Annotated in this window: 9 protein-coding genes and 1 pseudogene; all 10 read right to left on the bottom strand. The window is 67.9% G+C overall.

The window, feature by feature from the left end:
* Positions 1-222 (bottom strand): annotated as a pseudogene (gene flhF / locus G3N96_RS35595) (flagellar biosynthesis protein FlhF); the annotation flags it as partial.
* Entirely contained in the window at positions 219-2,318 is a 2,100-nt protein-coding gene (gene flhA, locus G3N96_RS35590) for a flagellar biosynthesis protein FlhA (RefSeq protein WP_206140095.1), read from the bottom strand. The gene flhA and the pseudogene flhF, both read right to left, overlap by 4 nt.
* Positions 2,315-3,511: a flagellar biosynthesis protein FlhB gene (gene flhB / locus G3N96_RS35585; protein WP_124584448.1), complete on the bottom strand. Its 1,197-nt coding sequence runs from the start codon at positions 3,509-3,511 to the stop codon at positions 2,315-2,317. The genes flhA and flhB overlap by 4 nt, the downstream gene beginning before the upstream one ends.
* Positions 3,512-3,851: 340 nt before the next feature.
* Positions 3,852-4,232, bottom strand: coding sequence for a DUF805 domain-containing protein (locus G3N96_RS35580; protein ID WP_124584446.1), 381 nt, complete (start codon positions 4,230-4,232; stop codon positions 3,852-3,854).
* A 464-nt stretch (positions 4,233-4,696) separates the two neighbouring features.
* A complete protein-coding gene (locus G3N96_RS35575) occupies positions 4,697-5,194 on the bottom strand; it encodes a VOC family protein (protein ID WP_089460311.1) in 498 nt (165 codons plus the stop codon).
* 168 nt (positions 5,195-5,362) lie between these two features.
* Positions 5,363-6,607 (bottom strand): DUF3443 family protein, encoded by a 1,245-nt coding sequence (locus tag G3N96_RS35570; RefSeq protein WP_206140094.1) that lies wholly within the window; start codon positions 6,605-6,607, stop codon positions 5,363-5,365.
* Positions 6,608-6,623: 16 nt separating this feature from the next.
* Positions 6,624-7,127 carry a DUF2844 domain-containing protein gene (locus G3N96_RS35565; RefSeq protein WP_089455395.1) on the bottom strand — a complete coding sequence of 168 codons (504 nt, stop codon included), beginning with the start codon at positions 7,125-7,127 and terminating at the stop codon, positions 6,624-6,626.
* Between the two features lie 260 nt (positions 7,128-7,387).
* Entirely contained in the window at positions 7,388-8,119 is a 732-nt protein-coding gene (gene cheZ, locus G3N96_RS35560; protein WP_206140093.1) for a protein phosphatase CheZ, read from the bottom strand.
* A gap of 1 nt (position 8,120) precedes the next feature.
* A complete protein-coding gene (gene cheY, locus G3N96_RS35555; protein ID WP_039346818.1) occupies positions 8,121-8,516 on the bottom strand; it encodes a chemotaxis response regulator CheY in 396 nt (131 codons plus the stop codon).
* 67 nt (positions 8,517-8,583) lie between these two features.
* The gene (locus G3N96_RS35550) at positions 8,584-9,675 is read right to left on the bottom strand and encodes a chemotaxis response regulator protein-glutamate methylesterase (RefSeq protein ID WP_124584437.1); all 1,092 of its coding nucleotides are present in this window, start codon (positions 9,673-9,675) and stop codon (positions 8,584-8,586) included.
* Positions 9,676-9,807 lie beyond the last annotated feature (132 nt).

Here is a 9,807-nt window from a genome sequence, read left to right as displayed (position 1 = left end):
GGCGGCCGACACTGATTCCGGCGGGCGCGGCGAGCCGATGCGCGGGCGTGCCGCGGCCGGCGGCGCCACGGCGGCCAGGTCCGAATCTGCCAGGGCGACGATTTCCACGCTGCCGTCATCGAGCGTGCGGTTCGACAGCACGACCGCGTCGGCGCCGAGCGCCTCGCGCACCAGACGAAGTGCGTCGCGGCTCGTTGCGCCGGTGAATTTGCGAATGTTCAAGCGGAACCCCCGATGACGTTAACGACTTTGATCGTGCGTGTGTCCGGCACTTCGGCATACGACAGCACTTTCAATTGCGGCAGGCTGCGGCGCAGGAAACGCGCGAGCATCGCGCGCAGCGCGTGCTGCACCAGCAGCACGGGCGGCAGCCCGAGATTCTGTTGACGCAGCATCGCCTGTTGCGTGCCGGTCAGAAGGTTGTGCGCGAGGCCGGGTTCGAGGCCCGGGTTCGCGCCGGTGGCGAGCGCCTGCGACAGCACGCGCTCGAGATTCGAGTCGAGGCCCATCACCTGCATCTCGCCGGTGCCCGGATACCACTGCTGCGTGATCGCACGGCCGAGCGACAGCCGCACCGCGGCCGTGATCTCGAACGCGTCGCCGCGGCCCGCGTGTTCGGACACGGCTTCGAGAATCGTGCGCATGTCGCGGATCGGCACGCCTTCCTCGAGCAGGTTCTGCAGCACCTTCTGCAGCGTGGTCAGCGAGATCGTCTTCGGCACGAGGTCCTCGACGAGCGACGGCGCATCCTTGCCGGTGCGCTCGATGAGCGACTGCACTTCCTGGCGGCCGAGCAATTCGGCCGCGTGCTGGACGACCAGATGGTTCAGGTGCGTCGCGACGACCGTGCTCGCGTCGACCACCGTGTAGCCGTACACCTGCGCCTGTTCGCGCATCGCGACGTCGATCCACACGGCCGGCAGCCCGAACGCGGGATCCTGCGTGACGGCGCCCGGCAGCGCGGCCGTCACCTGGCCGGGGTTGATCGCGAGCCACTGGCCCGGGAACACTTCGCCCACGCCGATCTCGACGCCCTTCAGCGCGATCCGGTACGCGTTCGGCCGCAGCTCGAGGTTGTCGCGGATATGGATGACCGGCGGCAGGAAGCCGATTTCCTGCGCGAATTTCTTGCGGATGCTCTTGATGCGCTTGAGCAGTTCGCCGTCGCTGTTCTTGTCGACGAGCGGGATCAGCCGGTAGCCGACTTCGAGGCCGAGCGGATCGATCAGCTGCACGTCGTCCCAGGTCGCCTCGTGGCTGTCCGACGGCAGCACCGCGGGCGGCGCGATGTCGGTCAGGTCGCCGGCCGCCTTGCGGGCCGCCGCGCGCTTGGTCTGCGTGCGGGCCAGCCAGATCGCGCCGCCGCCGAGTGCGAGGAACGCGAAGTGCGGCATGCCCGGGATCAGCCCCATCAGCACGATGATCGCGCCGGTGATGTTCAGCACGCGCGGGTTCGTGAACAGCTGGCCGGTGATCTGCGTGCCGATGTCCTCGTCGGTCGCGACGCGCGACACGATCACGCCGGCCGCGGTCGAGATCACCAGCGACGGGATCTGCGCGACGAGGCCGTCGCCGATCGTCAGCAGCGTGTAGTTCGTGCCGGCCGCCGCGAAACTCATGTCGTGCTGGACCATCCCGACGATCAGCCCGCCGATCACGTTGATCGCCATGATGATCAGGCCGGCGATCGCGTCGCCGCGCACGAACTTCGACGCGCCGTCCATCGACCCGTAGAACTCGGCTTCCTGCGACACGGCCAGGCGGCGCTTGCGCGCCTGCTCTTCGTTGATGAGGCCCGCGTTCAGGTCGGCGTCGATCGCCATCTGCTTGCCGGGCATCGCGTCGAGCGTGAAGCGCGCGGACACTTCGGCGATCCGCCCCGCGCCCTTCGTGATCACCATGAAGTTGATGATCATCAGGATCACGAACACGACGATGCCGACCGCGAAGTTGCCGCCGACCAGGAAGTGGCCGAACGCCTCGATCACCTGGCCGGCCGCGTCCGGGCCCGTGTGGCCTTCGAGCAGCACGACGCGCGTCGAAGCGACGTTCAGCGACAGGCGCAGAAGCGTGGAGAACAGCAGCACGCTCGGGAACGCCGCGAAGTCGAGCGGCTTCATCGTGTACATGCTGACGAGCAGCACCATCACGGACAGCGCGATGTTGAACGTGAACAGCAGATCCAGCAGCATCGGCGGCAGCGGCAGGATCATCATCCCCAGGATCATGCAGATGAGGATCGGGCCCGCGAGCGCGCGCAGGTTGGTACCCGCGAGCATGTTCGGGCGCTTCGCGAACAGGCCGGTCGGGGTGCTCATGCCGTACCTCCGTTACCGAGCGCCTCTTCCTGCTCCTCGCGTTCATCGTCGGCGGAAACCGACGCGCCCTTGTCGAGGTCGGCCGGCACCTCCAGATCGACCGGCATCGCCGGGAACGCGCCGCCTTCCGAACGGAAGCGCTTGAGCTGGTAGACCCACGCGAGCACTTCGGCGACGGCCGAGTACAGCGAGCCGGGAATCTCGCGTTCGAGTTCGACGTTGTGATACAGCGCACGCGCGAGCGGCGGCGCTTCGAGCAGCGGCACGTTGTGTTCGGCCGCGAGTTCGCGGATGCGCGCGGCGACGAGGTTCACGCCCTTCGCGACGACCTTCGGCGCGCGCATCTCGCCGTCCGTGTATTGCAGCGCGACGGCGAAGTGCGTCGGGTTCGTCACGACCACGTCGGCCTTCGGCACGGCCGCCATCATCCGGCGGCGCGCGATCGCACGCTGCTGCTGGCGGATCCGCCCCTTCACGTGCGGATCGCCTTCGTTCTCGCGATGCTCGCGCTTCACTTCTTCCTTCGTCATGCGCAACTTCTTGTTGTACTGCCAGATTTGGTAAGGCACATCGAGTGCGGCGACCACCAGCATCCCGGCGACCGTCGTGCCGCAGCACACGGCGATCAGGTGCAGCGCATCGGGCAGCGCCACGCGCAGCGGCTGCGTCGCGAGGGCGAGCAGCTCGTCCTTGCTGCGCCAGATCGCGATGCCGCCGATGCCGCCGACGACCAGCGTCTTCGCGAACGACATCCCGAGCTGGATCGGCCCCTGGATCGAGAAAATCCGGCCGAGGCCCGAGATCGGGTTCAGCCGGTCGAACTTCAGCTCGAACGTCTTCGACGAGATCAGCCAGCCGCCGAGCGCCATCGGCGCGAGCAGCGCGGCGACGCCGGTGAGCGCGAGGATCGGCAGCAGCGCGGCGAAGCCCTCGAGGCTCGCGCTGCCGGCCGCCGACAGCATCCGGCTCGTGTCGAACGCGGTCGCGCGATCGAACGTGAACGCACCGCGCAGCATCGCCTGCAGATGCCCGCCCGACGGGCCCGCGAGCAGCCACGCGCCGTAGAACCCGGCCGCGAGCAGCGCGAACGAAGCCAGTTCGCGCGAACGCGCGACCTGCCCCTCCTCACGCGCCTTCTCGCGGCGCCTGGGAGTGGCGGCTTCGGTCTTGTCGAGATCGCTCTCGTCTGCCACGGGGCCTCCAGTCGGGTACGGCGGAATGCCGCTTTCCAGTGACACCGATTATTCACGGAGGCGTCAAACGCCGATCGGTCGAGCAAAGCCGGGAAAGGGGGGTATTTCGGGGAATCGGGCGAGCCGGTGCGAACGCGGGCCGGACGAGGGACGGAACGGGGTGCGGCGCGGCGGAAAAGCGTGCCGGCGGGGGCGATGACGGGTGTCGGCTCCGGGCAGAGCGGCGACGGCGTGAAGCGGGAAAAGACGCGGAAAACGGCGAAGCTGTGAGGCGGCGCGGCGAATACGACGCGACATCGGGCCCCGACGCGGCGGCGTCGCGCGTCGGGGCAGGCGTCGGTCAGGCCGCCACGATCGGGTCCGCGCCGAAGCGGTTCGGACCTTCGGTGCCGCGCGTGCACGTCCATACCAGCAGCAGGATGCCGCCGACGACCGGAATCAGCGCGAGCAGCAGGAACCAGCCCGAGCGGCCCGTATCGTGCAGGCGGCGGACGCTGACCGCGATGCCCGGAATGATCAGCGCCAGCGAAATCAGGGCGAGCACGGCGAGCAGCAGCAGCGTGATCAGGCCGCCGTCGCGGCCGGCCACGCCGATGATCTGCGCGGCGATCGACAGCACCGTGGTCAGCAGCGCGAAATACCAGTATTCGGCACGACGCGCGCGGCCTTCGAATGTCGCGTATTTATTGAGTGCGGAACGAACGGCTTCGGAAAAATTCATTTTATTACCCTCATGTTTTATATAAACGACCCCGGAAACAACGCCGGCATTATATGTTTGAATGTCGCCTGGCTCCATCTCTTTTCACATGCCGGGTAGTGCGCGCACGACGCCGTCTCGCCGCCCCGCACGGTGCGGGAATGGCTGCAATAGCGGAATCCGGGGTCGTCGGCTTGCATGCCGCGTCATTTTAATAATCTTGAAGACCTGACAGAAACGACAGCCCCGGATAATCCGGTATTTGATTACATCCGAATGAAATCGAATGCGATCCGATAATCGGCGGCGAGTGTGCCGCATTCGATTGACCGGCCGGCATTACGCGGGCGTGCAAAGCGCGCTACGCTTCGCCACGACTCGCCGATTCCGGTCGAACCGCACCATGCTCCGTCATCCGCTCGTTCCGTTGCTGTCGCTTGCCTGCGCGCTGGCCGCCGGCTGCGCGGGCACGCCGGCCCTGCCGCCTAGCCCGCCGCCGCCCGCTGCAGCGCGTCGAGATCGAGCTTCTTCATCGTCATCACCTGCGCCATCACGCGCTCCGCGCGCGCCGGATCGCCCGTCATCAGCTCGCTCATCTGCGCCGGCACGACCTGCCACGACACGCCGAAGCGGTCGCGCAGCCAGCCGCACTGCTGCGCACGCTCGTCGCCGCCTTCCGACAGGCGCGCCCAGTAGCGGTCGATTTCGTCCTGGTCCCGGCAGTTGACGACGAACGACACGGCCGGCGTGATCTGGAACGCGGGGCCGCCGTTCAGCGCGACGAAGGCCTGCCCGTCGAGTTCGAACGCGACGGTCATCACCGCGCCCTCCGCGCTGCCGGACGCGTGCGCGCCGGCCTTGCCGTAGCGCGCGACGTGCACGATGCGCGCATTGTCGAACACCGATACGTAGAAACCGGCGGCCGCCTCGGCGTCGCGGTCGAACCACAGGAACGGCGTGATGCGTTGTATGCGCGGGTTCATGGCGCTGCCTCCTCGATGTCGTGTCGGCACGGGTGCCGGTATTACATCGTAGGCGCTATGCCCGCGCGCCGCGGCGCGCCGGTCGGACCCGTCGTGCCGCGCACGGCCGCCGAATAAAAAAAGGGGGCGATCGCTCGCCCCCTGGGTCCTGCGTCTCGCCGTGCCGCGTCAGAACGCGACGAAAGGCGCCGCGCCGCCGCTCGCGGTCTTGTCCATCCCGAAGTAGATCGTCCGGTTGTAGAAGTGCGGCATGCCGATATCGAGCCAGCTGGACGAACCGAACGGGCCGGCGATGTCGTTGAACGCAAACGTCGACGGGTTCGAGAACAGCGAATCCGCGTTCACGACGGGCATCGTCACCGTGCCGCTCACGCCGTTCTGGCCGGTCAGCGTCGCCGAATTGCTGGTCGTCGTCGACGGGCAGTAGAACTGCGTGTTCTTCGGGCAGGCCGGCAACGTGCCCGACGTATCGTTGAAGAAGTACGCATTCGAACCCGTATCGAAGAACGCGGTCACGTTGCGCCCCTGGAACGTCGCGCTGACGTCGCCCGTCGTGGTCGACGTCATCACCGTCTTCCCGGTCAGGTCGGGCAGGCCGAACGTCAGCGTGCCGGTTGCGCTGGCCTGCCCGCTGTCCGAAATTTTCGGCATGCTCACGCTCACCCCGCTGCTGTCGGCGAAGCGATGCACCGGGTTGGCCACCTGCTGCGCCACCGGCACGAGCGCGACCGTGCAGTTCGCGTTGTTGCCGTTCGGGCACGCGTAATAGTTGTTGTTCGTCGACGTCGACGTCGCGCAGGTCGTGCCGCAGTCGACCGGCGCCGGCCCGATGCCGAGGATCCCGTTCGCGCCGAGCGCGCTCGCCGAGTTGGCCGACGCGCCGCCGTTCGTGCACGAGCTCGGCACGTTGGTCGTGCCGAGGTCGCCGATGATCTGCACGGGCAGCGAACTCGCCTGCTCGGAGCCGATCGAGAGGTCGACCGTGCGCACCGACCCCCACGTATAGCTCGACACGAACTTGCCGCACTCGGCGACCGGCGCGCCGCCGCTCGTCACCTGCGGGAGGCTGCCGAGCACGCCCGACACGGCGCTGCCGACGAGCCGCAGCCCGTAGGACGCGGTATCGACGAGCACGTTGTTGACCACCTGGCAGTTCGACGTGCCCGGCGCGCAGACCTTCAGGCTGACGGTCGGGATGTTGATCACGTTCGCGACGCCGGCGTTGACGGTGATGACGGCCGTGTTCCCGGAATTGCCGTCCGAGCCGCCGTTACCGTTGTTGCCGCCGTTGCCGTTGCTGCCCGAGCTGCTGCCGCCGCCGTCTCCGCCGCCGCATGCCGTCACGAGGACGGCCGTCGCCGCCGCGAGGCCCAGCACGCCGAGCCAGCGCTTGAATGTACGAGGAATGCTCAAGATCGCTCTCCCGCTGTCACTGGATGTCGGTGCCGGTCAGGCCGGCAGGCAGCGCCGCCGGCAGCCACGCCTGGCCCGAGAAGGCGCCCATGTGGCCGCCGGTCCGGATCACGAGGCCGCTGGTGTCGACGGACACGGGCGCGCGCCAGCCGCGCGCCTGGTGCGCCGCCTGGACGCCTGCGGTGTATTGCGGGAAATAGCTGCCGAGCAGCGACGCGAGATCCGGCATCGTCGGCCCTTGCCATGCGAGGCCGAACACGCTGCCGGCGGCCGACGTGTATTCGTGGATGACGGTGCCCGATCCGAGCGTGATCTCGCGGACGGTATAGGCGGCCGTGCTCGTCTGCATGCCGTCTGCCGAACGCATCGCGCGCTGCAAGGCGCGCACGGTCGCGGCCTGATCGTCCGCCGGCGGCGACATCGGCGCGCCGCCCAGTTCCGCGTATGCGTGGACGCTCCACAGCACACCCATTGCAGCCGTCGCGTGCGCGACGGCCCAGCCCAAGCGTTTCAGCTTCACGTTCCCCCCCAAGGGACTGGCTTCGTCGACGGCGGTGCGGCCATCGCGCCCGCGCCACCTGCCAACATATGAAATCGTACGAATGACGCTACGTTGCTGCTGACGCGTAGTATGCCTGCTGAGTGTGTCGAAGTGTCAATTTGACGCAGGACGACCCTGGGCCTCGCAGGTGAGACGTGCGTGGGAAAGCGGTGCGGGGAACGTGTGACGCGGGCATCGGGCGCCGCTGCGATACGCGGCGCGCCGATGCCTGCGGCAGGTCAGAAGCCCAGGCTGGCGAGCAGGTCGTCCACCTGCCCCTGGTCCTGGACCACGTCGGTCTTGCCTTCCGGCGCGATCTGCGGGCCGTTCAGCAGCGACTCGGGGCTGCCGGTCGGGCTGATCTGCTCGGCCGCGAGCGCGGCCGCGGTGGCGGCGAACTGCTCGCGCCGCTCGGGCGCGATGTTCTCGACGAGCACCGTGAGGAGCTGCTGCTCAATCAGGTAGACCATGTCCATGATCTTCTTGATCACCTGCCCGGTCAGGTCCTGGAAATCCTGCGCGAGCATGATCTCGAGCAGTTGCGCGCGGGTGGCCGAGGCCGACTCGGGCAGCGTGCGCAGGAACGTGCGCGTATCGTCCATCAGCTCGCGCACTTCCGCGTGCTCGATCGGTGCCGCGTACCACTGCGCCCAGCGCGCGTCGAGCGCCTCGGCTTCGTTCTGGATGCGCTCCTGCATCGGCTTCGCGACCTCGATCGCGTTCAGCACGCGCACGGCGGCCTGTTCGGTCATCGTCGCGACGTAGCGCAGCCGGTCGCGCGCATCGGGCACGGCTTCCGCCGCCCGCTCGACATGCTTGTCGAGCCCGAGCTCGCGCATCGAATCGCGCAGCGCGCGCGTGACATGGCCGATGCGCGCGAGGATGCGGTCGCTCGCGAAATCGGCGCCCTCGGCCTGGCCGTCGGCGCTGAACCCGGCGCCGGTCAGCGCGGCATGGATCGGCTCGTTCACGTCAGCTCCCGGTCTTCGCCATCTTGTCGATGATCTTGTTCAGCTTCTCGTCGAGCGTCGCGGCCGTGAACGGCTTCACGACGTACCCGCTCGCGCCGGCCTGCGCGGCCGCGATGATGTTCTCCTTCTTCGACTCGGCCGTGACCATCAGCACCGGCAGGTGCGTGAGCGTCGCGTCCGCGCGGATTTCCTTCAGCATCGCGAGACCGTCGAGGTTCGGCATGTTCCAGTCGGAGATCACGAAGTCGAAACCGCCGCCGCGCAGGCGCGCGAGGCCGGCCGCGCCGTCCTCGGCCTCGTCGACGTTCGAATAGCCCAGTTCCTTGAGCAGGTTGCGGACGATCCGGCGCATCGTCGGGAAATCGTCCACCACCAGGATTTTCATGCTCTTGTCCATCGTCGTTCCTTTCCAGATTCGTTTCCGTCGGGACGCGTATCGTGGCACGCGCCCCGTGACATTCCATTCAAACGCGCTGCACGCGGTCGCCCATCGTCGCCAGGCGCGCCATCACGCGACGGCTCATCTCGGCGAGCGGCACGATCTCGTCCGCGCCGCCGAGCGCGATCGCCTCGCGCGGCATCCCGAACACGATGCAGCTTGCTTCATCCTGCGCGAACGTGTGAGCGCCCGCGCGTTTCATCTCCAGCAGGCCGGCCGCGCCGTCGCGGCCCATCCCGGTCAGGATCACCCCGAGCGCGTTCTTGCCCGCGTGCGTCGCCGCCGAGCGGAACAGCACGTCGACCGACGGGCGGTGCCGGTTCACCGGCGGCTCGTCCGACAGTTGCGCAATATAGTTCGCCCCGCTTCTCGCAAGCAACAGGTGCGCGTGGCCCGGCGCAATATACGCGTGACCCGGCAACACGCGCTCGCCGTGCTCGGCTTCCTTGACCGCGATCCGGCACAGGCCGTTCAGCCGCTGCGCGAACGATTTCGTGAAGCCCGGCGGCATGTGCTGCGCGATCAGCACGGCCGGCGCATCCGGCGGCAGCGGCGTCAGCACTTCGCGGATCGCCTCGGTGCCGCCCGTCGACGCGCCGATGATGATCAGCTTCTCGGTACTGACGAGCGGGTTGTTGATCATCGGCGCGGCCGGGTGGCTGTCCGCCGCGCGTGCGGCGGCCTGCGGCTGCGGCGCCTGGCGCACACGCGCCCGCGACGCCGCGCGGATCTTGTCGGCGAGCTTTTCCGCATAGTCGAGCATCCCGTCGCGAATCCCGACGCGCGGCTTCGTGACGAAATCGACCGCGCCGAGTTCGAGCGCGCGCAGCGTGATTTCCGAGCCGCGCTCGGTCAGCGACGACACCATCACGACCGGCATCGGCCGCAGGCGCATCAGCTTCTCGAGGAAGTCGAGCCCGTCCATGCGCGGCATTTCGACGTCGAGCGTGAGCACGTCGGGGTTGTGCTGCTTGATGAGCTCGCGCGCGACGAGCGGGTCGGGCGCGGTCGCGCACACCGTCATGTCGGGCTGGCTGTTGATGATCTCGGTCATCAGGCTGCGGATCAGCGCCGAATCGTCGACGCACAACACTTTGATCTTCTGCACTGCGGTCATGCCTCCTGCTCCTTGTCCAAATAGTCAGTGCGCGCGACGTATTTCTCATCAACCAGCGACGCGTAGTCGTTCGCCTGCCGGCGGGCCAGGGGCGCAATCGCCTCCAGTTTTCCGATTTGCTGTCGCGTGGTG

Origin of the sequence: Burkholderia sp. Se-20373, from assembly GCF_017104705.1 — a bacterium.
In the GTDB taxonomy this organism is placed as follows: Bacteria; Pseudomonadota; Gammaproteobacteria; order Burkholderiales; family Burkholderiaceae; genus Burkholderia.
Note: the sequence above shows the minus strand (reverse complement) of the source record. Positions and strands in the feature narration are given on the sequence as shown.

Bases quoted from the DNA above. Each gene is read 5' to 3' on its own strand.
- flhA (WP_206140095.1), bottom strand. From the start codon at position 2,318: ATGAGCACCCCGACCGGCCTGTTCGCGAAGCGCCCGAACATGCTCGCG.
- G3N96_RS35580 (WP_124584446.1), bottom strand. From the start codon at position 4,232: ATGAATTTTTCCGAAGCCGTTCGTTCCGCACTCAATAAATACGCGACA.
- G3N96_RS35575 (WP_089460311.1), bottom strand. From the start codon at position 5,194: ATGAACCCGCGCATACAACGCATCACGCCGTTCCTGTGGTTCGACCGC.
- cheY (WP_039346818.1), bottom strand. From the start codon at position 8,516: ATGGACAAGAGCATGAAAATCCTGGTGGTGGACGATTTCCCGACGATG.
- G3N96_RS35550 (WP_124584437.1), bottom strand. From the start codon at position 9,675: ATGACCGCAGTGCAGAAGATCAAAGTGTTGTGCGTCGACGATTCGGCG.